The organism is Vibrio sp. 1751 (assembly GCF_033339895.1).
GTDB lineage: Bacteria > Pseudomonadota > Gammaproteobacteria > Enterobacterales > Vibrionaceae > Vibrio > Vibrio alginolyticus.
This window is the reverse complement of the sequence record NZ_JAWOVM010000001.1, coordinates 194,472-217,577: the sequence shown is the minus strand read 5'-3', so window position 1 is coordinate 217,577 and position 23,106 is coordinate 194,472. Positions and strand designations below refer to the sequence as shown.

The following is a 23,106-nucleotide window of genomic DNA, read 5'->3' as shown; positions in this document are numbered from 1 at the left end:
GCTTTATTTGCGTGGTAAGGATTCGAAACGGCTCAATAAATCACTGAGTTCATTAAGCGCCAATGAGGCTGAATCATTGAAGGTTTCTTGATTCCCATGGTGCACAAGGCAAGAGGGCATCTGCGCGTTATACGCTGCCTGCAAGTCGTAGAGGTAATCGCCGACATAAAGCACTTCATCAGGCATCAAACGCCACTCTTTCGCCAATACTTGCAGAGACAAAGGGTCTGGCTTGGGCGGGAAGCATTCACGAGTGATGACTCGTTCCACTGAGATTTGGTTGTGTTCTAGTTTGCGCTGCGTGGCGATTTGACAGTTGCGCGTCACGATAGCGGTTTTGATTTCATTTTGATGCAAGTGGGCGAGCAATTCATGGCAGCCAATCATTGGAGCAGACTGCTCAGCATCAGAAATCTCGTAATCAAATATCACGTTATGAGCGTGCTCTCGATGATGAGGGTGCTCAAGTGCGTCGACAAAATCCAATAGATCTTCACTCTGCGGACAACCTAGCTGTTGTCGCAATTCGCCGAAGTTCATATCAGAACTCACCAAGGTGTTGTCTAAATCAAACACCACGGCTTTAATTTTATCGAGCTGTAAAGGGAATGGAATCATAATGACCTCGTACAACTTAACCGAACTATCGTTTTAAAAAACAAAAGGTTATTGTTAAGTTTAGATTCTTCTGCTTAGATTGTACGAAAATAAATCACTAGTACGTCACAAATTAAATAGTCTTAACGATTTTAGTGTTTGATTACCTTTCCTCAAGACGAAATATTTTGCCGCTGTCGGTAGAAAAGTAGATATAACCATCGGGGCTGATGGTTATATCTCTTATTCGCTCACCAAGATTCTCCATTAATCTTTTTGATTCGGTAAGGTTGCCATTATCAATAGAAACCACGTTGATGTGCGCCAGTTTCAATGCGCCTGCGAGGATTTTCCCGTCCAATTCTGGGTATTTATCACCACGGTACAAAATCATATTACTGGGCGCGATAGAAGGGACGTATACCAGCTTGGGATCTTCCATTCCCGGTAACGACTTAGCTTCCCCAACGTCCAACGGTCCCCAATATTCTTTACCATGAGAGACTTTTGCCCAGCCGTAGTTCGCGCCTTTCTTGATTAGATTAATTTCATCGCCACCGCGTGGTCCATGTTCAATCGACCACAGCTGTTTTGTTGCTTCGTCGTAAAACATACCTTGTGGGTTGCGGTGCCCGTAACTCCATATCTCAGGAAGAGCTTGGGAAGGTTTGAATGGGTTGTCTTGCGGAACCGAACCATCAAGATTAAGGCGTAGAATACTGCCAGCATGGGTTTGAGTGTCTTGCCCATTATCACGTTCGCCACGGTCACCGATTGAGAAGTAAACTTTGTCGTCAACAAATGAAATTCGACTGCCGTAGTGACGCCCTGTGTCGGTGATGGCATCAGCAACAAAGAGATCGTTCCAACCCACAAGTTGATTGTTTTGCAATTGCGCCGTCGCTAACGCCACCGTATTGCCTTTACTTGTGCGCTTGCTGTAGGTAAAGAAGAGTTGCGGGTTTTGCGTATCGGCATTCGGTGCGAGCGCAACATCCAATAAGCCGGCTTGTCCACTGGTGTTCACATCGGGGACGTTAAACAGCTTTTGAGGTTTGCCTGTGGTGATATCCAGCAACGAAACCGTACCGTTCTTTTGATTGACGATAACGCGTTGATTATCTAAGAACTCGATCCCCCAAGGGATCTGAAATCCACTCGCCACTTCGTTGGCGCGGTATTCGGCAGTGTTGGCAGAAAAGGATAAACAAGCGAGTAGGGTAGCAGCAATCGTTCTCATGGTTCCTTCCAATATGAATCGTGTTAATACTTAAAAGCTAACACTAAAAGACTATGTTTGGCAGAGATTCACTTGTATATGAATGTAAAAAATCCCCGATACGAGATCGGGGATTGAATTAAGGCTAGAGAATTGTTTATGTAGCGAGATTACATCGCTTCTTCGAAGATCTTAGAGATTTCTTCGTGAGTTGCTTGTTTAGGGTTAGTGAAACCACAAGCGTCTTTCAGTGCGTTGTCTGCTAGTGTTGGGATGTCTTCTAGTTTCGCACCAAGCTCTTTAATACCTGCTGGGATACCCACATCTTTCGCTAGAGTAACGATAGCGTCGATTGCTGCCGCTGCACCTTCTTCAGCAGACATGCCTTCTACGTTTACGCCCATTGCTTTTGCTACGTCACGTAGACGCTCAGGACATACTTGCGCGTTGTAACGCTGTACGTGAGGTAGAAGAATCGCGTTACAAACACCGTGTGGAAGGTCGTAGAAACCACCTAGCTGGTGTGCCATTGCGTGTACGTAACCTAGAGAAGCGTTGTTGAACGCCATACCCGCCATGAACTGTGCGTATGCCATTTGTTCACGAGCTTCTAGATCTTCACCGTTTTTCACTGCTGTGCGTAGGTAAGCTTGGATAAGCTCAATCGCTTTGATTGCTACTGCATCAGTGATTGGTGTTGCCGCGATAGATACGTAAGCTTCAATCGCGTGAGTTAGGGCATCCATACCTGTTGCCGCAGTTAGCGAAGCAGGTTTAGCGAGCATTAGCTCTGGATCGTTTACCGAGATAAGCGGTGTTGTGTGCTTATCAACGATAGCCATCTTAATGTGACGCTCTTCGTCAGTGATGATGCAGAAACGCGTCATTTCAGATGCAGTACCCGCCGTCGTGTTGATCGCGATAAGTGGCATCATTGGTTTTGCAGATTGGTCTACGCCTTCGTAATCTGAGATTTTGCCGCCGTTAGAAGCAACAAGCGCGATACCTTTCGCACAGTCGTGTGGTGAACCGCCGCCTAGAGAGATAACGAAGTCACATTCGTTATCAGTAAGAAGTGCTAAGCCGTCGTTAACGTTGCTGATAGTTGGATTTGGTTGAGTGCCATCAAACACAACGGTTGCTACATCGCGCTCAGTGAGAAGGTCTTGAACTTGTTTGACTACACCGATTTGGTTAAGGATCTTATCCGTAACGATCAAACCTTTTTTAAAGCCTTGAGATTGGATGCTGTCTGCTGCGTCTTTCAAACAACCAGCGCCCATTAGGTTTACCGTAGGGATAAAAAATGCACTTGTCATATTGGATAGCTCCGTCGTTATTTTTAATAATCTTTCTTAATTTGCCATTTACTGTCGCACATTCGTTTCCAGATTGAAGTTGATCTAAAGCAAGTTTACCCACTTAGAGGTACTTGCAAGAGAAAAACTGTGACAGTGATCTTGTTGCACTGCGTATAAGTGCAACACTGATATAAAGTAGAACAAATATGAAACTATGGACGCAAACGATTGGCAGAAATTGACTTCTGACGCGGATATATCTCTAAATTCGACTAAAGTATAAAAAATCCCCATTAATAACTTAATTATCAATGGGGATAGGGAAGTGTTTTATAAGCTAACTACTAATAATTAAGCTATTTTAATCAGTTTTGATACTAACTTTTCGATACCTGAAGCCGCTTGAGAGATATTCTCTGCCAACATGTAAGCAGGGGTTGAAAGTACGAGGTGTTTTTCATCAAAAACGATGTCTTCGACAGGGCACGTGGTGTGTTCACCGCCCATTTGATTAAATGCTATTGAGACTGCCTCATCGTTGCCTACCGTTCCTTTCACGCCTTGCTCATAAATCATCGGAATAATGACAGGAGAAATACACGGATAGCCAGCTGGTTTTTTCGCATTAGCAAACGCGCGACAAGCTTGAGCTACGTGTGTGTTAATGGAGCACTCTGCACCTGAAACGGCGAAGTCGGTTAAGTTTTTCGCGGCACCAAACCCACCTGGAAGCAGTAGGGCATCGTATTCATCGACGTTAAGTTTGGCGACATCGTCAATATTTCCGCGTGCAATACGAGCTGATTCGATCAATACGTTACGTGTTTCATCCATTTCGTCACCAGTTAGGTGATTGATGACGTGGAGTTGGTCAATGTTAGGTGCAAAGCAGTGCCAAGTTGCACCTGCCTTCTCGATGGCGTAGAGCGCCAACACTGCTTCGTGGATCTCAGAACCGTCGTAAACGCCTGAACCACTTAAAATGACTGCGACTTTTTTCATGTTTGGATTCCTTTACTCTGAACGTTCCTTAGATTGCTCTTCGCTATCTAGACCATGCGTTTCCGAATGTGTTTTAACGTTTTCACTCTCGTTGTCATCTTCATCATAGTAGCGCACAACAAAGGGTGTAAGCATAACACTAGAGGGCAGAAAATGTTTCATATCGACTCCAACGGCTTAATAGAATGATTTTTATACTGATTTTTATAAAACAGTACGTTGAACCTGATCATTTTTGAGTTAAGCTGACGTTTCCTTTGGCATTCGTGAGTGGTAGGTCACATGAAATCAGTGCAATTTCGTTTCACACTTTATGGTTGTATCGCGATTCTCTCTTGGAGTTGTCTGCTTGGCATCGCGAGGTTGGTTACGGAGAGTTTAGGTCCTGTAGGCGGGGCAGCCATGTTGTACTCTCTTAGCTCTGTTTTCCTTCTTATCGTGGTCGGTATTCCAAAGTTGTCTTACTTTTCTCCCAAGTATCTTGCGCTTGGTGGTGCGATGTTCGTCTGTTATGAAATATTTCTCGCTCTATCTTTGGGATATTCCAACTCGCGCGCGCAGGCAATTGAGGTGTCGATTGTCAATTACCTTTGGCCCGCACTGACGGTTTTATTTGCGGTCCTTGGCAGCAATAAAAAAACAAACTGGTTGCTTTATCCCGCAGTTACGCTGGCGTTTGTTGGGGTTGCTTGGACTGTGAGCGGTGAGAATGGCTTATCCATAACTCAGATCATGTCCAATGTTAGTAGTAACCCTCTGGTGTATTTTATGGCTTTCGCTGGCGCGGTTATATGGGCTTTTTATTGCAACTTAACCCAAAGGCAGCAATCTAAACATAATGCGATTACCCTGTTTTTTATTGCAACAGCTGTTTCGCTTTGGGTCAAATACGCGTTTACGGATGAGCCACCAATGACATTCAGTTGGGAAGCGATGGGGTACTTAGTGGCCTCTGCGGCTTTAATGGCTGGTGGTTATGGTTTATGGAATATCGCGATCGTTGGCGGCAATATGGTTTTTCTCGCCACCTTGTCTTACTTCACACCCATTTTTTCCGCTTTATTTTCTTCCATTATTCTTGGCGTAACTCTGAGCCATAGCTTTTGGCAGGGCGTTGTGATGGTAACGGTGGGCTCGCTGATGTGTTGGTTAGTCACCAAAGAGAAGCGCGAAGCGGCTGGGTAAGTTACCAACGAGATCAGAGAATTTAAGTGAGCAACGAACAGATCTCCCTTGCGAGCTGTATTCGAATACGAAGAAACTAAATCGAAAAAATTAAAAAAGCTCCCGAGATTGGGAGCTTTTTATTGAGTTTTAACGGCTCTTTGGTGGCACTCTAATAAGCGACGTTCAAGTGTAGTTGAAGCTTGAATCTGTGCTTCGACAGTCGCTTGATAAGCTGCTTACGAGTGTGCTCTAGTGTATCAAGCTCCAATGTGTCGTCATCAATATGTACGTCCACATTTACTCGTAGCTCTTGGCCCACCTTCGTTACGCCAGCCAGTTTCAATTGATGCTCAGTTACTTTTTCAATCTCAAGAACATCTTTGCCAACGCTCTGACACAGCTCTTTGCTTGGTGCCATCATTAGTAGTTCACGTAAGGCACCTACTAGCATATCGAACGGTACTTTGAGGAAGTAAAAGCCCATTAAAACCATCATCATGGGGTCGGCATATACCGCATACTCAGAGAATGGCGTTAGTGAAACAGCCCAAGCCGAGATAAATCCTACGGTCACCGCCACACTCAACAAAGTATCCATTTGCCACTGTTTTTTCTCCGCTTCAATCAAGCCTGATGAGAAGCGGCGGCTGCGTTTCGCCATAAACCACCAAGCGTAACCACAACCGATAACATTCACGATGCCGAATAAGGTCGCAATAGAAGCATCGACCTCGCGACCTCCAGACATCAATGCTGATATCGCAGAGTAGAGAGAGAAGCTTACAACCACTAAAATGACGGCTGCTTTTATCGCAATAACGATTGGTTCTAAGACCGCTTTTCCAAATGGGAATACAGATTTTGAAGGCTTGTTAATATAGTAAGAAGCGGCCAGTGACAATAAAGTTAACAGTAAGCTGACCAAAGAGTAAACACCGTCAAACACGATGACAATTGATCCTACAAGCAAGCCAAGTACCATACCACCAGCAGCGAACCCAGATGCCAAAAGGGCTGAAATGGTTAGAATACGGTTTTCGTTTTTGCTTGTCCTGTCACACATAAAAGATGCCTTTGAATTTTAATACCTTACTATTCTTCGCTCATAAGGTAATTTAGGCAACCACAAAGTGACCAGTAACTAATCTAAAAAATTGCGTTTTTATTTATATTCCTATAAAACAATGGCTTACTGTTATTTTTTGGTGTCAGTAAAATTGACGCTCACTGATAAAATGTTTAGAAGTCAAATAAATACTCGCTCAATTTATCTGCTAACCACGTCATTGCTGGATGCTCAGTATGGCCGTTAGGTGAAAACATACAGTAGTCTTCTTGCGTCAATCCGTATGTGTGTTTGATAACGGCGAGCTTCTGCTGACGAAGGTAATGGCGGATTAATGGTTCTGGAAGCACGCCCCAAGCGTCTTCTTCTAAGATGGTGTTCAGCATGTAGTCAAAACTCGAAAAACCAATATATCGAGTCGAGAAAGGTTGCAGTTCAGGGTTGTCTTTCTCATTTAGGTACACCATTAGTGCTTGCATCTGACTACGTAGATCTTCGTCTGAGACACGGCGCATCTTACTTAGGCGGTGTTCTACACTGCATACTGACATCATACGTATCTTGCCTAATGGGTTATATACGATACGGGGATCGTCTACTCGCTCATAATCAACGCCGAAAGCAAAATCTACTTGGTGGGTACTGACCAAGTTGGCTAAGTCGCCACTGGATGCCAAGATTAAGTTGAAGGTTGTTGAAGGAAAGCGGTTATTCAATGTATGAGATAATTCTTGCCAGAGATCATCAGGTAAGGAGTCGTCACGTGCTACCCAAACTTCCGCGTTAAACCCTTCCGAGATTTGAGCGCAGGTCTTTCTGACCCGTTGTGCGATGATAAGTAGGTGTTCGCAATCTTTGTAAATGGCTTTCCCAGCTTCAGAGAGGGTGAGCTGGTTGCCAGTTCGGTTAAACAATTCAACGTCGAGATCTTTCTCTAATGCCTTAATCGACATACTGAGTTTGGTACGATTGCAGTCGAGTTGCCTTGCCGCTTCAGAAACAGAACCACACTCAGCGATGGTGCAGAAGGCTTCTACTTGAGTTAAGTTCATGATTTGACACAACCAATAAATGAATTCAAATAATTTGGGTATTATGCAGATGCGCTCCCAAAGCCATGAAAGATTATCGAAAAAAACGCGAATCCGCCAGATAAGTCTATGGTCTTTTAACGGTTTTGCGGTAATCTATGTGGGTTACAAAAAGTGAACATGGAGGCCACGATGGCACAAGATTGGGACGGCTTAGCAAAAAACTGGGAATCAAATCCAGCAACAGAGCAATTTGCGCAGTCGGTGTTTGAGCAGTTACAACAGCTAACTCAGCTTGATGGCATTAAAGTACTAGATTTTGGATGCGGAACAGGGCAGTTAAGTCAACGATTGTCACCGATGGTTAAAGACATCGTAGCATTAGACGCATCGGAAGCCATGATTGAGGAACTCGATAAAAAAGAGCTCGTCAACGTAGAACCTGTGGTAGATGCATTATCTCGCGGCTTGGTTGCTCAGCACCCTGCGTTTCGTGGACAGTTCGACTTGGTGGTTGCATCATCAGTTTTAGCGTTCGTGGAAGACTTAGACGCGTCATTAACGATCTCGCATTCTCTACTTAACCACGGCGGCTATTTTGTTCATTTTGATTGGATTGCAGAATGTGAACAAGACGGTTTTACCCTTGCGAAGTCTGAGCGTGCACTGAAAGAAGCAGGCTTTACTGAAGTTGAATCGCAACACGTTTTTGACATTGTATCTGACGGTAAAACAATGTCGGTATTAATGGGGCTTGGTCGCCGCTAATACTGCTGAATAAAGAACACAAAATGACAAAAGCGAGCTAACAAGCTCGCTTTTTTCTTATCTGCTGAGGGTATATGTAACTTCACTTGCTCTAAACAAGTCGTCGTGGTGCAGGCAAGGACATACTCGAACAACTAAGTCTTCGGAGGTTATTTTGAGACGACTATCCTGCGTATCTCCTCCAGCACTTCAGGGTTGGCTATTGCGCCGAAATTTTCGACGCTTCGGTTGTTAACGACTTGCTTAACGGCTAACTCGACCAGCTTTCCTGAGCGTGTCTTAGGTATATCGCTTATTGCGTAAATCGCACTAGGTACATGCCTTGGAGAACATGCAGACTTTAGCTGTGCTTTGATGGAAGCGATCATCTCGTCATTGAGCTCTACCCCTTTGACTAATTGGACAAACAGCCATATTTGTTCGTTGCGATCGGCTTCTTTTCCTACTGCGATCGAATCTAGAATACCGTCTATACAGTTCACTTGCTGATAGATTTCGGCCGTGCCGATTCTTACGCCACCGGGATTCAACGTGGTATCACTTCGACCATAAAACATGTATCCCCCAACGCTGGTCTGTTCAACATCATCGCCGTGGTGCCAAATATTGTCGAATTTATCCCAATAAGCGCGATGATATCTCTCACCGGTGTCGTTCCAAAAGCCAGCAGGGAAGTTGGGTAATGAATTGGCACAAACCAACTCGCCGCGCTCTCCCATTACGCTATTACCTTGTTGGTTAAAGACTCGGACATCGACCCCTAACCCTGCTGATTGGCACTCTCCCCGATAAACGGGAGAAATAGGGTTGCCTAATACAAAGCAGCCACAAATGTCTGTTCCGCCAGAAATCGAGGCGAGGTGTACATCTTCTTTAATGTGCTGATAGACATAATCAAACTGTTCTGGATACAGAACAGAGCCCGTTGAGCAAATGGTTTTCAGACTTGGAAATGCATCACTTTTCTGCGGAGAAAAAGATGCTTTTTCCAGCGCCTCTAGGTATTTTGCTGAGGTTCCAAACAGCGTCACTTCGGCTCGTTCTGCGAGGTCCCAGAGCACATCATGAGTGGGGTAAACAGGGCTACCATCAAAAATCACCAAACATGCACCGCTCGCGAGTGAAGAAACGTGCCAGTTCCACATCATCCAGCCGCAGGTTGTGTAGTAAAACACTCGGTCGTTCGGTTGAATATCGCAATGCAGTTGATGCTCTTTCAAGTGATTAAGCACCGTTCCGCCGACGGAATGAACGATGCATTTCGGTTTGCCTGTTGTGCCTGAAGAATAAAGAACAAATAGCGGATCGTTAAAATTCACACGAGTAAAAGTCAGCGCTTCGGGTGTGTATTGATTCAGGACGTTTTGCCAATCTTGGGTGCAGACATCGCATTCAAAAATGTGTGGTTTAAGGTAGCTAATTTGGCAAACTTGTTTAAGACCATCAAGATGATCCGCAATATGCTGGTTTTTCTCAGACATATCGAAAGTTTTGCCATTGAATGTATAGCCATCACAAGTAAACAGGATTTTGGGTTTCACTTGACCAAAGCGCTCCAAAACGCTTTCGACGCCAAAATCAGGTGAGGTGGAAGTCCAGGTTGCCCCTAAACTGGTGGTTGCTAGCATAGCTATCACCGTTTGAGGTAGGTGAGGTAAATAACCAGCGACGACATCACCTTGCTTAATTCCACATTCTTTCAACCATTGCTGCACACTCGAAACTTCTTCGCACAATTGTTTCCAGGTGTAGGTCTGTTTTTCTTCACGTTCATTTTCAAACCAAATCGCGAGATCATCGGGTTGGTGACACGCGTAGGTTAGCAAATTTTCGGCGTAGTTAATTTGCGCGTTTGGGAACCATTTTATATCCCTATTTTCAACAGGTTGCTGCCAGCGACTTTCTGCTCGCTCTTTTATGGTCTCTCCCTGAGTGCCAATGACGTCGCAGAATAGCCAAACTTCCTGCCAAAATTTTTCTACATGATCGAGTGACCATTGATGCAGATCAGCGAAGCTTTCAAGGGTATTTCCTTGTCGATTAATGTGTTCAATAAACTGTGTAATGTTGGCTTCTTCGATACGACTGTCGCTCGGTTGCCATACTTTGCTGCTCTCGCGCATAGGTCCCTCTATAACAAAGTGATAACAGGTTTTAGTGTGAGAGGAATACACGATAAAGTCAAACAAGCCAGATATTATATCGTGTCATAAAAATCATGCAGTTACGATGGGTTGTAAACAATATGTTACATCAGGATAATGCTGAGAAAATCGCGCAGGGATTGGAAGCTCTTAAGACTACAGATAGGCTTAATGTAAAGGATTTGTTAATGGAGATGAGCCATGACCCAGTATCGTTCTAAACCCGTAAACCAGGAAGGCAGGGTTGAATGGAGCCGTGAAGAAGACGCCATTTGGCGAGATTTGGTAACACGACAAATGGGTGTGATCCAAAACAGAGCTTGTGAGGCTTATTTACACGGTTTGACGCTGCTTGATTTACCTCAAGACCGCGTTCCTCAGTTGCCAGAAATTAATCGTGTCTTGATGGATACAACAGGTTGGCAAGTGGAGCCCGTTCCCGCGCTTATTGATTTCGACCGATTTTTTAATCTACTCGGTAATAAGCGCTTTCCAGTCGCCACATTCTTGCGTACAAGAGATGAGTTCGATTACTTACAGGAGCCAGATTTCTTCCACGAAATATTTGGTCATTGCGCGATGTTAACCAACCCAGACTTTGCTGCATTTACCGAGCATTATGGTCAACTAGGGCAAGCCGCTACCCCAAAACAAAGAGCCTATCTCGCTCGCCTCTACTGGTTTACCGTAGAGTTTGGCTTGGTGAAAGAAGGGGACAAAACCAAAATTTACGGTGGTGGTATTCTTTCATCTCCTGGCGAAACCCTCTACGCATTAGAGAGTGATGTAGCAATTCGCGACCCATTTGAATTACAAACTGTGCTGAGAACGCCTTATCGTATCGACATCATGCAACCGAAGTACTACGTGATTGATGACTTTTCTCAGCTTTTTAAAATCAGTCAGTTAAATTTATTGAAACAAGCCGATCTAGCGATTGAAGCTGGACTGCTTCCTCCACTTTTTGAACCAAAGGAACCTGCTCATGTTGAATGAACAAAAATGCGAAGCTTGTAGTATCGATGCCATTGCACTAAGCAAAGAAGAACAACAATCTCTGCTGCTGCAATTGTCTGATTGGCAGATCATTGAAAGAGAAGATATACCTCAACTAGAAAAGGTGTATAAATTTAAGAACTTCAAACAAGCATGGGCTTTCAGTAACAAAATCGCGGAACTGGCAGAAGATGAGTTCCACCATCCTTCTATTTTGTTGGAGTGGGGTAAGGTTACCGTAACGTGGTGGAGTCACTCTATCAAAGGTCTGCATAAAAACGATTTTATCTGCGCATCAAAGTGTGACGCGCTAGCATCGGCAGAGTAGGACATTACCTCATACAAAAAAACGCCCGGCTTACGTCGGGCGTTTTGGTTCTAAATGACTTTTACATTACTTTATAGATTGATTCGGAAGACGGATGTCGTGCCCGATACCTCATTGCCAACGGCGATAAAATGACCACCATTACGGGTAAAGTAATTAATGGATTCTGGACCTAAATCGCCTGCTTTTGGATTGTATGTGTCGTTCATGCATTCGCCATCTTCGACTTCTGTACATACTGGCTGATTGTAATCACGGCGGTTTACGTAATGCATAAACTGCGCTTGTTTCGGGTCTGTGATGTCATAAATCATGATACCGCCTTGACGCTCCAAGCCGATAAACGCGTAATGACGACCGTTAATTTGTGCTACTTCAATCGCCTCTGGCTCAATACCTTTATCATCACTTCGGTCATTGCCACTATTATTGTTATCGTTGGTGCTGTTGAAGTTCTTGCCTTCATTCAGCAGCGCGATAGTCGCGAAATCGTCACCACTATCGAAGACCAACTTGCCGTTTTCATCCCAAATCGAGAATGAACGCGCGCCAAATGATTGAACATTCTCTTGTGCAGAAAGCGTTTGTTCCGGCTTAATCACTTTTAAACGCGCGAGTTGTTTGTTGTCTTTTAGTGCCTCTGCCAATGGGTGTTCTGCTGCTACTTTCAGCTTCTTACCGCGCACTTCATCAATATGGCTTAAACAGGTTCCTTGCTCAGATGTATATTCATCTGTACCGAGGTAATCGTCTTCATCCCACATAAAGCCAGCTTTGTCGCACAGTTCTTGAATGGTTTTGAATCCGTACTCACGCCCGTCGCCTTCATTTGCAGATACGATGTAAGTACTCCCATTCACTGAGTAGCTGTCGATAGTGTCAGGCATAAATAAGCCAACCAGTTGTGGGTAGCTTTTCAAGTTCCCAATGATTTTGTCTTTGTTGGATGCATCGAGTTTAGCGCCCGACCAAGACTTCTCACCTAAGCCAACAATTTTTTCTACCGATTTGCTCTCTGGATTGACGATTGCCATGGCGTTATTTTCTTGTAGCGCGACATAGATTTTACCGTTATCTGCAAAAGTGAGGTATTCAGGCTCTAGATCTTGTGCGACGGTGGCGTTTGGCCCCGAAATACGCACATTCATTGGGAGCTCTGCTTTTCGTGAACCATCAAATTCGTTAAAGCCAATTTGTGTCACTTCTGCTTGAGTAACACCAAGGCTCAGATCGATCAAAGTGATACTACCTTCAGGGTCAATGCTGTAATCGCTGTTTGGTTCTCCTTCATTAGCGGTTGCGATGTATCGGCCATCTTTTGAGAAGCCAACCATGTCTGGCAATGCGCCTGTTGGGAAAGTCGTGACTAATGACAAATCGTCGGAGCGGTACAAGCCAACAATACCATTCGCTTGTTTATTACTGTTTTCAATCGCAACTGCTACCAAACCATTGAATACAGCGACACTGTTTGCTGCGCCAATTTCAATGCCTGCTGCTTCGCCAGCGCTGTTGAGATCGATGAATGCGCTTTGCGTTGGTACGCCGTTGTCATCCATAGACATTACATCGACACGTTTTGCTTGAGCATTAACCACATAGAGCTTATCTGTACAGGCGTCATAACTGACGATTTCAGCTGCCGATGTGTCGAATGGAGCATCAGCAACGGATGTCCCGATAAACGTTAACCCTTGAATCGAAGTTTCCCCAGTAACGGGCGCAGTGGTAGGTTTGCATTGTGTAACGAATGAAGCCACGGTATCTTCGGGTTGTGATGAACACGCGATGGCAAGTGATGACAATGCGAGTGCACCGATTGCCTTTAAAGGGGTGATCATGATATCTCCTTATCAATCCGATAGGTTGTCAATCAGCATGGGTTTTATGCTGCTGTCCATTTCCGCAACTGGAATGATAGAGCGCTGAATGACGTGTGATTTGGTAAGGCTCTGAATATATGTATGATTGATGACTCTTATATTGGCTTTTTATGAAACTAATGTGTCATCAATATGATGAAGTAGGGATAGAGGAATAATGGAATTAAAATCGTTTTTAGATTTATTGGCAGCGTCACCAGAGCAGGTCGAATTTGAAGCAACGATGGCGGTGATCGAAGATAACTATACGTTTGAGCCAACCGCTTTTGTAAATGGTGAGACACAAAACAATGCAGGCGAGAACAACGGTTCGTGTAAGATCTTCGCTTTCGGTTTGCTAAACAACCTAGACAAAGAAGCGACGCTAGACTGCTTTGGCCGTTTTTATCGTGAAGATGTATTGCAGTATCCAGAGAACAGCGATCACCAGAATATTCGTAATTTTATGGTGACAGGGTGGGAAGGCATTAAGTTTGAAGCGTCCGCTTTAACCGCTAAATAAACACCAGTCAGAAAACGATGATCAGTAAGCCAGTCGTATTACGCGACTGGCTTTTTTTCTAGACATTTTCGGCACAAACACAGCTGGTTGGCGCTTGGCTTGGGTAAATCACGGGTTTCTATAGTAAAGCACCAGCATGTCTCTTTGCCTGCGGCGATATCACAATGGGCTTGAGTCCCGCACTCAGGACAACTGTGCGTTGAATCTTCTCCTGCGATTTGTTCGATAATCGCATCTCGTTGGAGATCGGTTTTGTCTTTCCATTGGATGATTTCATCCATCGTTCGGTGACAACCAGAGCATATTCCGGCGTTATTTTTACATGCAGCTCGACAAGGTGACTTCATTGCTTTCTCGTTCTCATTTTTTATGCCGCGTACTCTAGCATAAAGCGAGTCAAGGCCGCCAAAAATAAACGTGACTGCGATTTGCTGGTGAGGAGGGAGAACCAGTGTTACCCTTGGACGAGTTACCTTAACTCTCTGTCACTTATGTTAGAAAAAGAAAACCTCATTAAACTCGCTAGAATGCAAATGCCATTTGGGAAATATGCAGGGCGAGTGTTAATCGACCTGCCTGAAGAATACTTACTGTGGTTTGATAAAAAGGGCTGGCCAAGCGGCGAGCTAGGGGATTTGCTCAAGCTATGTTTAGCGCTCAAAATTGAAGGCTTAGATAGTGTCGTGAAGCCTTTGAAGCGTATGTAACTAGCCACAGAAACTCCCACTCTTAATGAAAAGACTTATTATGAATTTTGATATCGATGCACTGAAACATCACCAATTGGTCGAAGATGGTAAACTAGAGGGATGTTACATTCATCAGCCAGCTCAAGGTAGCCAACACAATGACAAAGCTGTTTTGGCAGAGCGCCAAGCGTTGGAAAAGTTGGGATATAAGGTAATACAGCTTAAAGCTAAAGGCGGGACAACAACGTTTGCCGAGGCGATGCAAAAGCTTGCGAAGGAAACTGGTCACCTGCCTAAGGAGTAAGTGAGTGTAACCTGCCACAGCCTTACAAGTTCTCCCACCAGACTATTTTTTCATTCAAAAGAGCCAGACCGTTAGGCTAACTCTTTATTGCCCCAAAAAAGAACTGGAATAAATACTCTACAAAATTTGGTTCGTACGTTTTACCCTACGAAAAGTTATCCGATTGAATGTAACTCAACACTATTGAGCCTTCATTGTGCTTGTTTGATTAGTCAAACTGCCTATTTAATTGGTTAAATCATCATGCAATCTTGTTGGGGATGATAAATCACTGAAAATATTGTTATTATCCTTTTTATTTATCAGTAAAACCGACTCCCATGAGATATGAATCCTCTCCTGTAGCCCCAGAAGAAAGACAAGAAACCACTAGAGAACGAGCAGCACGTCAACGCTGAGAACGTCAGGAAGAGCTGAGATCTACCGCGAGCGATGAGAAACGATGGGCTGAAAATAGAGAGCGCGTTCTTGCTGAACGCAAAGCGGTCCAACAAGCTTACGACCTAACAGAAAAAGAATGGAACGATGATTTACAAAAGCAAGCTAAAGAATATCAGTGGGACACCTCTCAACAAGAGAACGTGAGTATTGCGGTACTGACTGTTGAAGAAGGTAACGAGTATTTAGACTTGCTCATCAAAGACTCGCATGGACAACTTTCGAACGGCAAGGACTACACTGGCGTAGGCATGGGGCTTAAAGGCGCTTATGAGGTCGCTAAAGAGCTTGGCGGTTGGGGGCAACCGCTAAAGCTGTCAATATCAATGGTGTAATGAATATTGTGGTTGAGAACTACAAGCCTAAATATTTAGACCTAGGTATCCGTTGGCAAGAAGCAACACCACAAATGCTTAAAATTGGTCATGCTCTAAATACTGTTCAAGGCAATGTCAGTTTCTTGAAAGGCAACATCTATGTTGAACTTGTGTTTAGTGGTGCGGTTAATGCGGTTGACTACATTCTACATGATGAAAAAACGCTAGGTGAAGTGGTCGGCCAATTTACAGCGGATATATCTAAGGGCATTGCCGCAGGAGTTATCGCTCAAGGAATAACTATTCTGGGAGTCGCAACATTAAGTACGGTACTTGTTGTGCCAACCGCTCTAACACTTGGTATTTTCGCTGTTACTGCGTTTATTGTAGGAAAGGAAATATCTAAACTAGATGACCAATTTAAATTTACGGAACCGATGAAGAATCAAGTAGAGAAAACTATTAATGATTTCTAATGAAAAATTTAACCGAAGACTAAAGATAAAGCGTTGGCTTAAAGTGATGGCTAGTTGGCCTCTTATGGTTTTTATGGTGTGGTTGAGCTACAGCTCAATTAATGAGTTAATTAGCATTAACAACTCAATCGGTATCATTCCTAAAGTAAAACTAGCAGGTTTAGTGAACAATGTTGCTTCTTTTGTAGGCCTTCTAATATTTGGTTTTATAGCGATCATTCCCATAGCTATGCTACACAGGTCAACAGAACTATTACTAAAAGTACCATTTTCGACAAAAACAGGGCTATATTCTATAGCGATAATAGTATTAAGTTCTATTGCCTCTGCCATATGGTTAGATAACAACACGAGAGAAAAAATAAAGCAATATGACTATATTGAATGTACTTCTGAACAAGAACTTACATTAAAATCCTCAAGTCGGACGTATGTTTTAGACCCTAGTTCGTGCGATTAAATCATCTTTCAAGCTCTTGGCACAAGCACCCTGCTAGCGTATGTACATGTCATGCGCTAGCTCTCAATACTTGAAGTTATCCATTAGTTGCTAATATTCTATTTGTCGTAACGCATTTTTGTCCAATTATAAGCTATAGGGTTTTCTCAAGCTGTATTTTGCTTTACAGGAGTCAGAGTGCCTGGCTCCTTTTCCCTTTGCTTGTCGCGAACGCTACCATCTTGGTCGTAGAGTATTGGTTATCGAAACCATTAACTCATGTTAGTGAAAGGAAATTCCTGAACTCTATAGTGCTTCTTTCACCAATCTTCTGTTTGGGCCATTATCTCTAACATCCAGACGCGAAATAGCATAAGATACACGGCCTTTACTAGCACTGAGCCACTCATCGTAATGACAGATAAAACACAGCAAGCGACATTTGCCGATCTTGGCCTGATTCCAACATTAGTCGAGCGACTAGAAGCGTTGGAATACAGCCAACCGACGCCTATTCAATCCCGTTCTATTCCTGATATCCTTGAAGGGAAAGATATTATTGGTGGTGCCAATACGGGTTCTGGTAAAACCGCTGCTTTTTCGCTGCCAATCCTGCAAAAAATTGTTCAGCAAGACGAATCAAACAATCGCCGTGGCAACTTCGTTTCCCACCTGATTTTAGTACCAACTCGTGAGTTGGCATCACAGGTGGCATATAACGTCAAATCTTACTCATACCATCTCAGAGATAAGATCAAAACGGTTGCCGTATTTGGTGGTGTATCGGTGAACCCACAAATGCTGGCGCTTCGTGGTGGCTGTGACATCATTGTTGCAACGCCGGGTCGATTACTTGATCTGGTATCCAGTAACGCGATTAAGTTGGACCAAGTAAAAACGCTTGTTCTTGACGAAGCCGACCGTATGTTGAGCCTCGGATTTACCGAAGAACTGAATAAGATTCTTGCGTTACTCCCAGAGAAGAAACAGACGCTGTTATTTTCTGCAACTTTCCCTGATAAAGTGACGACGTTGGCTCAGCAGTTGCTCCGCGACCCTGTTGAAGTTCAGTTGCAGAGCGCAGAAGCCAGCACTTTGGTGCAGCGCGTGTTTAGTGTAAATAAAGGTGAGAAGACGGCGGTACTCGCGCACTTAATCAAACAGCATCAGTGGCGACAGACTCTGATTTTTGTGAACGCTAAGAATGCCTGTAACCATTTAGCTCAAAAGTTGTCAAAACGCGGTATTACCGCTGAAGTTTTCCATGGTGATAAAGGGCAGGGCGCTCGTACTCGTGTCCTTGACGGTTTTAAGTCTGGCGAGATTCAAGTTCTTATTGCCACCGATATCGCAGCACGCGGCCTTGATATTGAAAAACTTCCAGTGGTGATTAACTTCGATCTTCCGCGTAGCCCTGCTGATTATATGCATCGAATCGGTCGTAGTGGTCGTGCTGGTGAAGTAGGTTTAGGGTTATCTCTTATCGATTACGACGACTACCACCATTTCAAAGTGATAGAAAAGAAAAATAAGTTCCAACTTGAACGCGAGCAGGTAGTCGGTTTTGAAGTGGAAGACGATCAGAGTGAAGCCTACTTTTTACCAATGAAGCCGCGAGCGAAGCCAGCAGGTACGGGTAAAAAGAAGAAAAAGCGTAATCAATAGAAAACGTAAACTACATGTGAGTTTACTTACGGGAGTTGCTGGAGAAAGGGAATGCTCACTAGCTTGAGTCTTCGCTTCTAGCCATTCCTTTAAAGAACAATAGAGCCCTGCTGGAGCTACCAGTAGGGCTCTATTGCTTTTCAAGATAGTGTTATTGGCGACGAGCAGGGCGTCCGCGAGGTGAACGCTTTTTAAATGCAGACGCTGCTTTGGCTTGTGACTTAAGAATAGAGTCAACGGTTAGCGGCATTGGCTCTTTAGGTTCAAGGCCATGAGGGAAGGTACGAGCTCTTGGTGGTAAGTTGTATTCTTCTTCGCTCGCGCGTGGCATGCGCTTAAAGCGATAAAGGTAAAAGTTTTCTAATTTTTCTCTCGCCCATTCGGTTTTCTTTAAATACTTCACGCTACTTGCAATCGAAGGCTTAGTGTTAAAGCAATTAAAACGCATTGCTGTATCTAGAATGTCCCAGCCGTAAAAATCCACTAACTCTTGCAACATAGTCTCTAGCTTTAATCCGTGCAGTGGATTGTTCTGTTGCAGCTCGATTCTCTCTTCGTCAGTCATCATTTTTAAGGGCCTTACTCATTAAAGGGCGGAGTTTAACAAAGTATACAATGTAGAGATATCTATAGTTACTTTGCGATGGATGCGAGCACAGTGCTCTCTACCTTGAAAGTATAAATCGGAATTGGCCGCTCTACTTGGCTCTCTGCTCAAAAATGACTCTTAAAAGTTCAAGCGTTCCAGCTCGATGTTAAATTATTGTGTAATAAGTGAGATTTTTGTTGTTCTTTTACTAATGTCTAATATTCCTACCCATAACAACACATGCTTAATAAGCTCAAAATCAAAATTGGTTCATGCCGCTTTCTTAGTATGGCCTAGAAGTTTGATGTGGGTGTTGTCTCGTATTGGTCTGTCTACCAAGCGAAACTCTAGTTGACGTAGTTCAACGTTGAAACATAAAAGGATGACTCAATGTCTGACAAAAGTAAGACTTTTTACAGGGATGTGCGCAAAAAACCGCATGAATTTGAAAACCGAGAAGACTTTCTAAATCATGATTTAACCGTCATGAGTTTCCGTCGTTGGGGAATTCATTTGCCCTCACGTGATTACAGTATTGAAATCGAAGACTGGGTACCTGCATTAGCAGCAACCATTGGTAAAGTGGTTATGGTCACTGCCATGGTTTCCGCTTTTGCTGCTCAGTTTGGTTTATCTCCGGAATTCATTGCAGAAAACGTGCGTTACGAATTACTTATCGCTGGAGCCCTGTTCGTCATCTTGTTTTCTGCCATCCTAAACCCGAATGCAAACTTAGCGGGAACCCATGGCCCAATGATACCGCTGATTCCTATGATCGCAGCTGCAGGAGGGCACCCTCTCGCGCTAGGTTTGATGGTATGTGTTTTTGGTTTAATTCTCGCTTTAACCAAAGGTGGCTCTAAACTCATGACTCTGACTGGTATCGGGGTTCGAGGAGGGTTGTTGATCTACCTTGGTGCCGTTGGGTTGCTCGGGCAAATTAATAAGACGGAAGCGTGGGCTGCAAGTACGGACCAAGGTTACATTTCGTTTGTGGTCATAGGCCTAACCGTTATGGTTTACGCTTACTTAGCCAAGATCAATAAACGTTGGCTCGCTATCCCATTGTGCTCTGCACTCGCGGGTATTGTTGCTTATTTGATGGGCGCTGAGTTTGCTTTTACCACAGAGCCGGGCCTGCCTAATTTCAGTCCATTCTACTGGTGGGGGGAAGATACAGGCTGGCAGCTAGGCTGGCCAACCCTAGAGCACTTTATTGCCGTGACTCCATTTGCTCTACTGGCAGTCGCTATGTGGTCCCCTGATTATCTCGGCCATCGTGTGTTTCAAGAACTTAACTACCCAAAAGAAGCGAAAGGTGTACTCATGGATGTCGATGACACGATGGTCGGAGCATCTGTTCGTCAGGGGGTTGGCTCACTCTTAGGGGGCGGAAACCTAGCTTCTTCTTGGGGAACGTACATGATTCCAGCCGCAATTGCCAAACGTCCTATTCCAGGTGGCGCACTGTTAACGGGTTTCATGTGTATTGCGGCGGCGGTAATTGGCTACCCAATGGATCTAGCAATGTGGGAACCTGTTCTGCGCGTTGCTTTGATTGTGGGTGTATTCTTACCACTTCTTGAAGCCGGTATGCAGATGATCCATAAACATAAAGATTCACTCAGTGCAGGTATCTGTATTTTTGCCTGTGCATTCGTTAATCCTGTCTTCGGTTGGGCAATCACGATGCTGTTGGATAACCTCGGGCTTATCGGCGACCATGAGCGTGCTAACGAACTATCGCGCAAAGATAAATATCTGATTCCTGGCACTGCGTTTATCGTTTGTGCAGGCTCCCTTGCTGTTGTTGGTCAGCTTCCAGGCATTCCAGCTCTTATCGGTTAATCGAATTATGCTTTTAAGGCATAGTGGGATTGGTGAATAAAAGGACTTGCTTCTTAAAATACAAGACACAAACAAAAAGCTACCTAGTACCAGGTAGCTTTTTGTATATAGGGTTAGGCTACGGAGTTAGGCTATATGAGTGATTCAATGCCGTATTTTGCGCCGTAGTGTTCAACGACAAAATCAATGTCTTTGTCACCACGGCCTGATAAGTTGATCAAAATCGAGCCGGTTTCTCCTTGCTGCGCGAGTTTAATTGCGTAAGCGACAGCGTGTGAGGATTCAATAGCAGGGATTATTCCCTCTTCACGAGACAGCTCAAAGAAGGCATCAATCGCTTCGTCATCGGTGATTGAGCCGTAATTGACACGGCCAATGTCTTTTAAGTAACTATGCTGAGGTCCAACCGATGGGTAATCCAAGCCACTTGCTACAGAGTACACTTCCTGAGGTTCACCTTGTGCATCTTTAAGCATGTAAGACTTAAATCCGTGCATGATACCTGGCTCACCGAGTGTGAGTGTTGCAGCATGCTCGCCAACCTTTTGCAAAGAGCGGCCCGCAGGTTCAACGCCGTGAATGGCGACTTGTTCATCCTCTAAGAAAGCAGTAAATAGCCCCATCGCGTTAGAACCACCTCCAACGCATGCGACGAGATTATTGGGTAACTTGCCGGTCATTTCTTTGAATTGAACTCGTGCTTCGTTACCGATAATTGATTGGAAATCTCTCACCATTTTAGGGAATGGGTGAGGGCCAACGACAGAGCCTATCGCATAAAGTTGTGTATCAGGATCTTTCAGATAAGCTTCGAATGCAGAATCTACCGCTTCTTTGAGAGTCTTGCGCCCATGAGTGGCAGGAATGACATTAGCACCAAGGATTCTCATGCGGACGACATTCGGATGCTCTTTGGCGATATCAACTTCACCCATGTAAATATCGCATTTCAAGCCAACCAATGCCGCGGCTGTAGCAAGCGCAACACCGTGTTGCCCTGCGCCAGTTTCAGCAATCAGTTTCTTCTTACCCATCTTTTTAGCGAGAATGGCTTCCCCTAAGCAGTGGTTAATTTTATGTGCGCCTGTATGGTTTAAGTCTTCGCGCTTTAGGTAGATGTCTGCTCCGTATTTTTTAGACAAGTTTTCCGCATGGAAGATTGGGCTAGGTCGTCCAACAAAGTGCTTATATAGGCGAGCGAGTTCCGCTTTAAATTCAGGATCTTTGCTGCATTCCTCATAAGCTGCGTTGATGTCATGCATGATTTGTTCAAGCTCAGGTGGAACAAAGCTACCACCGTATTCACCAAAGTATCCTTCTTCGTTGGGCATAGTGAGATCAAACGAGTTTTTCATTATTTACATCCTAGTTAACGAAAGTATTGATACTTTATACCCAAAATTTGGAAGAGGTTGTGTGATCAGTTGCTTAAATAACAATTGTAGATCTAGTGAACTAGTTAAAAAGTACAGCTTGGGTAGGGGATAATAGTTGGGATGTAGAATCAGGTGGTTTGAATAGGTGCAAAAAAGCCTCGAGAGATCCTAGGCTGTCATAAGAACCTCTCGAGGCAAACAGAGTGCTGGAAATACACTCTGCGATGGTGTCTGGAAACAAAAATTAGATTCGTTTCCTTTGTCAGATATTAGGGTTTTAGAATGAGTCGATGTCAGCGAAATGTCACAAGTTAATTGCGGTATTAAAAGCTTATTTTTTATTTTTGATTAATGGATTAGAAAGTAACCTAAAACAGGCTAACCTACCGCGTGTTCCGCATTTTTTAAGTTGAACATGATCTTTCTTTGTTTCGAATCGACGTCTTTAACCAACACGTGCACTTTGGTCCCTAAAGTAAACGTGGCGCTCTGGATGGAAATTTTTTGTTTGACTGCATCAAATTCGAACTCACCATTTTGGAAAGTTGATAAAGGAATGAGACCTTCGATTCGGTTTTCCTCTAACTCAACAAATGCTCCGAAGTGTGTGAATCCAGACGCTGTCCCTATGAAGTGTTGTCCGATAAATGGCTTCATGTAATGGCATTTCAGTGCAAACTCAATCTCTTAGCTAGGGATAATGTGCTCGTAATTATTAGAATTTATTTATTGAGCAGATATATTTAATTTCATTTTTTCTCTTATATTCGCCAATCGCTTTTATTTTATAAACTTTATTTTTATGAGCAAAGCATGAGGCGAAGTGATTCAGATATGAATGAGATTAATTTAGTTCCAAACTGGAATTGCAAGGTAGACTGTGTGGTTACCTAAAGATGTATACCAAAGTGACTTTATTGAAAGTGATTAATGATGGTGTGGGAGAGGTAAGTGATTTGGG

The 23,106-nt window shown here is 43.9% G+C and carries 22 protein-coding genes and 2 pseudogenes; 11 read left to right on the top strand and 13 right to left on the bottom strand.

Features of this window, described 5'->3' with window-relative positions:
* Positions 1–3 precede the first annotated feature (3 nt).
* From R7041_RS00985 to R7041_RS00965, 5 genes are all read right to left on the bottom strand, one after another.
* Positions 4–618 (bottom strand): HAD family hydrolase, encoded by a 615-nt coding sequence (locus tag R7041_RS00985; RefSeq protein ID WP_005388252.1) that lies wholly within the window; start codon positions 616–618, stop codon positions 4–6.
* 142 nt (positions 619–760) lie between these two features.
* Entirely contained in the window at positions 761–1,837 is a 1,077-nt protein-coding gene (locus R7041_RS00980; protein WP_064369170.1) for a PQQ-dependent sugar dehydrogenase, read from the bottom strand.
* A gap of 149 nt (positions 1,838–1,986) precedes the next feature.
* Positions 1,987–3,135 (bottom strand): L-threonine dehydrogenase, encoded by a 1,149-nt coding sequence (gene yiaY, locus R7041_RS00975; protein ID WP_064369171.1) that lies wholly within the window; start codon positions 3,133–3,135, stop codon positions 1,987–1,989.
* Between the two features lie 333 nt (positions 3,136–3,468).
* Positions 3,469–4,119, bottom strand: a complete 651-nt coding sequence (gene elbB, locus R7041_RS00970; RefSeq protein ID WP_318114814.1) for an isoprenoid biosynthesis glyoxalase ElbB — start codon at positions 4,117–4,119, stop codon at positions 3,469–3,471.
* Positions 4,120–4,131: 12 nt separating this feature from the next.
* Entirely contained in the window at positions 4,132–4,281 is a 150-nt protein-coding gene (locus R7041_RS00965) for a hypothetical protein (protein WP_017634379.1), read from the bottom strand.
* Positions 4,282–4,401: 120 nt separating this feature from the next.
* On the opposite strand from R7041_RS00965, the gene yddG reads away from it, so the two are divergent.
* A complete protein-coding gene (gene yddG, locus R7041_RS00960) occupies positions 4,402–5,304 on the top strand; it encodes an aromatic amino acid DMT transporter YddG (protein ID WP_005389394.1) in 903 nt (300 codons plus the stop codon).
* A gap of 151 nt (positions 5,305–5,455) precedes the next feature.
* Here the strand turns inward: yddG and R7041_RS00955 are convergent, their stop codons facing one another.
* Together R7041_RS00955 and R7041_RS00950 are read right to left on the bottom strand one after the other, a co-directional pair.
* On the bottom strand, positions 5,456–6,349 hold the full coding sequence (locus tag R7041_RS00955; protein WP_053303754.1) for a cation diffusion facilitator family transporter: 894 nt from the start codon (positions 6,347–6,349) through the stop codon (positions 5,456–5,458).
* A 176-nt stretch (positions 6,350–6,525) separates the two neighbouring features.
* A complete protein-coding gene (locus R7041_RS00950; protein ID WP_005375568.1) occupies positions 6,526–7,404 on the bottom strand; it encodes a LysR family transcriptional regulator in 879 nt (292 codons plus the stop codon).
* A 171-nt stretch (positions 7,405–7,575) separates the two neighbouring features.
* On the opposite strand from R7041_RS00950, the gene R7041_RS00945 reads away from it, so the two are divergent.
* Positions 7,576–8,151 (top strand): class I SAM-dependent DNA methyltransferase, encoded by a 576-nt coding sequence (locus R7041_RS00945; RefSeq protein ID WP_005375567.1) that lies wholly within the window; start codon positions 7,576–7,578, stop codon positions 8,149–8,151.
* Positions 8,152–8,300: 149 nt separating this feature from the next.
* On the opposite strand, the gene R7041_RS00940 is transcribed toward R7041_RS00945, so the two are convergent.
* On the bottom strand, positions 8,301–10,274 hold the full coding sequence (locus tag R7041_RS00940) for an acetoacetate--CoA ligase (RefSeq protein ID WP_064369172.1): 1,974 nt from the start codon (positions 10,272–10,274) through the stop codon (positions 8,301–8,303).
* 222 nt (positions 10,275–10,496) lie between these two features.
* Here R7041_RS00940 and phhA point away from each other — a divergent pair, with 222 nt between their 5' ends.
* Both phhA and R7041_RS00930 read left to right on the top strand, forming a co-directional pair.
* Positions 10,497–11,291 (top strand): phenylalanine 4-monooxygenase, encoded by a 795-nt coding sequence (phhA, locus tag R7041_RS00935; RefSeq protein WP_064369173.1) that lies wholly within the window; start codon positions 10,497–10,499, stop codon positions 11,289–11,291.
* Entirely contained in the window at positions 11,281–11,619 is a 339-nt protein-coding gene (locus tag R7041_RS00930; protein WP_005375563.1) for a 4a-hydroxytetrahydrobiopterin dehydratase, read from the top strand. Before phhA ends, R7041_RS00930 begins: the two co-directional genes overlap by 11 nt.
* Positions 11,620–11,690: 71 nt before the next feature.
* Here the strand turns inward: R7041_RS00930 and R7041_RS00925 are convergent, their stop codons facing one another.
* Entirely contained in the window at positions 11,691–13,460 is a 1,770-nt protein-coding gene (locus R7041_RS00925) for a choice-of-anchor I family protein (RefSeq protein ID WP_064369174.1), read from the bottom strand.
* 199 nt (positions 13,461–13,659) lie between these two features.
* Here R7041_RS00925 and R7041_RS00920 point away from each other — a divergent pair, with 199 nt between their 5' ends.
* The gene (locus R7041_RS00920) at positions 13,660–14,004 is read left to right on the top strand and encodes a HopJ type III effector protein (protein ID WP_318114812.1); all 345 of its coding nucleotides are present in this window, start codon (positions 13,660–13,662) and stop codon (positions 14,002–14,004) included.
* 38 nt (positions 14,005–14,042) lie between these two features.
* On the opposite strand, the gene R7041_RS00915 is transcribed toward R7041_RS00920, so the two are convergent.
* Positions 14,043–14,351: a cysteine-rich CWC family protein gene (locus tag R7041_RS00915; RefSeq protein ID WP_080276966.1), complete on the bottom strand. Its 309-nt coding sequence runs from the start codon at positions 14,349–14,351 to the stop codon at positions 14,043–14,045.
* Positions 14,352–14,495: 144 nt separating this feature from the next.
* Between R7041_RS00915 and R7041_RS00910 the strand changes: the two genes are divergently transcribed.
* From R7041_RS00910 to R7041_RS00885, 5 genes and pseudogenes are all read left to right on the top strand, one after another.
* A complete protein-coding gene (locus R7041_RS00910) occupies positions 14,496–14,711 on the top strand; it encodes a DUF3820 family protein (RefSeq protein ID WP_005375557.1) in 216 nt (71 codons plus the stop codon).
* 40 nt (positions 14,712–14,751) lie between these two features.
* Positions 14,752–14,997, top strand: a complete 246-nt coding sequence (locus R7041_RS00905; protein ID WP_033906842.1) for a hypothetical protein — start codon at positions 14,752–14,754, stop codon at positions 14,995–14,997.
* 320 nt (positions 14,998–15,317) lie between these two features.
* Positions 15,318–16,228 (top strand): annotated as a pseudogene (locus R7041_RS22705) (hypothetical protein).
* Entirely contained in the window at positions 16,218–16,688 is a 471-nt protein-coding gene (locus R7041_RS00890; RefSeq protein WP_017821094.1) for a hypothetical protein, read from the top strand. Before R7041_RS22705 ends, R7041_RS00890 begins: the two are co-directional and overlap by 11 nt.
* Before the next feature lie 393 nt (positions 16,689–17,081).
* Positions 17,082–18,332, top strand: a complete 1,251-nt coding sequence (locus R7041_RS00885) for a DEAD/DEAH box helicase (RefSeq protein WP_005375545.1) — start codon at positions 17,082–17,084, stop codon at positions 18,330–18,332.
* 151 nt (positions 18,333–18,483) lie between these two features.
* Here R7041_RS00885 and R7041_RS00880 read toward each other — a convergent pair whose 3' ends face one another.
* Positions 18,484–18,900: a VF530 family DNA-binding protein gene (locus R7041_RS00880; protein ID WP_005375544.1), complete on the bottom strand. Its 417-nt coding sequence runs from the start codon at positions 18,898–18,900 to the stop codon at positions 18,484–18,486.
* Positions 18,901–19,311: 411 nt separating this feature from the next.
* Here R7041_RS00880 and R7041_RS00875 point away from each other — a divergent pair, with 411 nt between their 5' ends.
* The gene (locus R7041_RS00875) at positions 19,312–20,769 is read left to right on the top strand and encodes a DUF3360 domain-containing protein (RefSeq protein WP_054576803.1); all 1,458 of its coding nucleotides are present in this window, start codon (positions 19,312–19,314) and stop codon (positions 20,767–20,769) included.
* Positions 20,770–20,900: 131 nt separating this feature from the next.
* On the opposite strand, the gene trpB is transcribed toward R7041_RS00875, so the two are convergent.
* The gene (trpB, locus tag R7041_RS00870) at positions 20,901–22,124 is read right to left on the bottom strand and encodes a tryptophan synthase subunit beta (protein WP_064369175.1); all 1,224 of its coding nucleotides are present in this window, start codon (positions 22,122–22,124) and stop codon (positions 20,901–20,903) included.
* Positions 22,125–22,523: 399 nt separating this feature from the next.
* Positions 22,524–22,832: pseudogene (locus tag R7041_RS00865) on the bottom strand (S1 RNA-binding domain-containing protein); the annotation flags it as partial.
* Positions 22,833–23,106 lie beyond the last annotated feature (274 nt).

Coding starts and splice junctions, on each gene's coding strand:
- R7041_RS00985 (WP_005388252.1), bottom strand. CDS start 618: ATGATTCCATTCCCTTTACAGCTCGATAAAATTAAAGCCGTGGTGTTT.
- R7041_RS00980 (WP_064369170.1), bottom strand. CDS start 1,837: ATGAGAACGATTGCTGCTACCCTACTCGCTTGTTTATCCTTTTCTGCC.
- yiaY (WP_064369171.1), bottom strand. CDS start 3,135: ATGACAAGTGCATTTTTTATCCCTACGGTAAACCTAATGGGCGCTGGT.
- elbB (WP_318114814.1), bottom strand. CDS start 4,119: ATGAAAAAAGTCGCAGTCATTTTAAGTGGTTCAGGCGTTTACGACGGT.
- R7041_RS00965 (WP_017634379.1), bottom strand. CDS start 4,281: ATGAAACATTTTCTGCCCTCTAGTGTTATGCTTACACCCTTTGTTGTG.
- yddG (WP_005389394.1), top strand. CDS start 4,402: ATGAAATCAGTGCAATTTCGTTTCACACTTTATGGTTGTATCGCGATT.
- R7041_RS00955 (WP_053303754.1), bottom strand. CDS start 6,349: ATGTGTGACAGGACAAGCAAAAACGAAAACCGTATTCTAACCATTTCA.
- R7041_RS00950 (WP_005375568.1), bottom strand. CDS start 7,404: ATGAACTTAACTCAAGTAGAAGCCTTCTGCACCATCGCTGAGTGTGGT.
- R7041_RS00945 (WP_005375567.1), top strand. CDS start 7,576: ATGGCACAAGATTGGGACGGCTTAGCAAAAAACTGGGAATCAAATCCA.
- R7041_RS00940 (WP_064369172.1), bottom strand. CDS start 10,274: ATGCGCGAGAGCAGCAAAGTATGGCAACCGAGCGACAGTCGTATCGAA.
- phhA (WP_064369173.1), top strand. CDS start 10,497: ATGACCCAGTATCGTTCTAAACCCGTAAACCAGGAAGGCAGGGTTGAA.
- R7041_RS00930 (WP_005375563.1), top strand. CDS start 11,281: ATGTTGAATGAACAAAAATGCGAAGCTTGTAGTATCGATGCCATTGCA.
- R7041_RS00925 (WP_064369174.1), bottom strand. CDS start 13,460: ATGATCACCCCTTTAAAGGCAATCGGTGCACTCGCATTGTCATCACTT.
- R7041_RS00920 (WP_318114812.1), top strand. CDS start 13,660: ATGGAATTAAAATCGTTTTTAGATTTATTGGCAGCGTCACCAGAGCAG.
- R7041_RS00915 (WP_080276966.1), bottom strand. CDS start 14,351: ATGAAGTCACCTTGTCGAGCTGCATGTAAAAATAACGCCGGAATATGC.
- R7041_RS00910 (WP_005375557.1), top strand. CDS start 14,496: ATGTTAGAAAAAGAAAACCTCATTAAACTCGCTAGAATGCAAATGCCA.
- R7041_RS00905 (WP_033906842.1), top strand. CDS start 14,752: ATGAATTTTGATATCGATGCACTGAAACATCACCAATTGGTCGAAGAT.
- R7041_RS00890 (WP_017821094.1), top strand. CDS start 16,218: ATGATTTCTAATGAAAAATTTAACCGAAGACTAAAGATAAAGCGTTGG.
- R7041_RS00885 (WP_005375545.1), top strand. CDS start 17,082: ATGACAGATAAAACACAGCAAGCGACATTTGCCGATCTTGGCCTGATT.
- R7041_RS00880 (WP_005375544.1), bottom strand. CDS start 18,900: ATGATGACTGACGAAGAGAGAATCGAGCTGCAACAGAACAATCCACTG.
- R7041_RS00875 (WP_054576803.1), top strand. CDS start 19,312: ATGTCTGACAAAAGTAAGACTTTTTACAGGGATGTGCGCAAAAAACCG.
- trpB (WP_064369175.1), bottom strand. CDS start 22,124: ATGAAAAACTCGTTTGATCTCACTATGCCCAACGAAGAAGGATACTTT.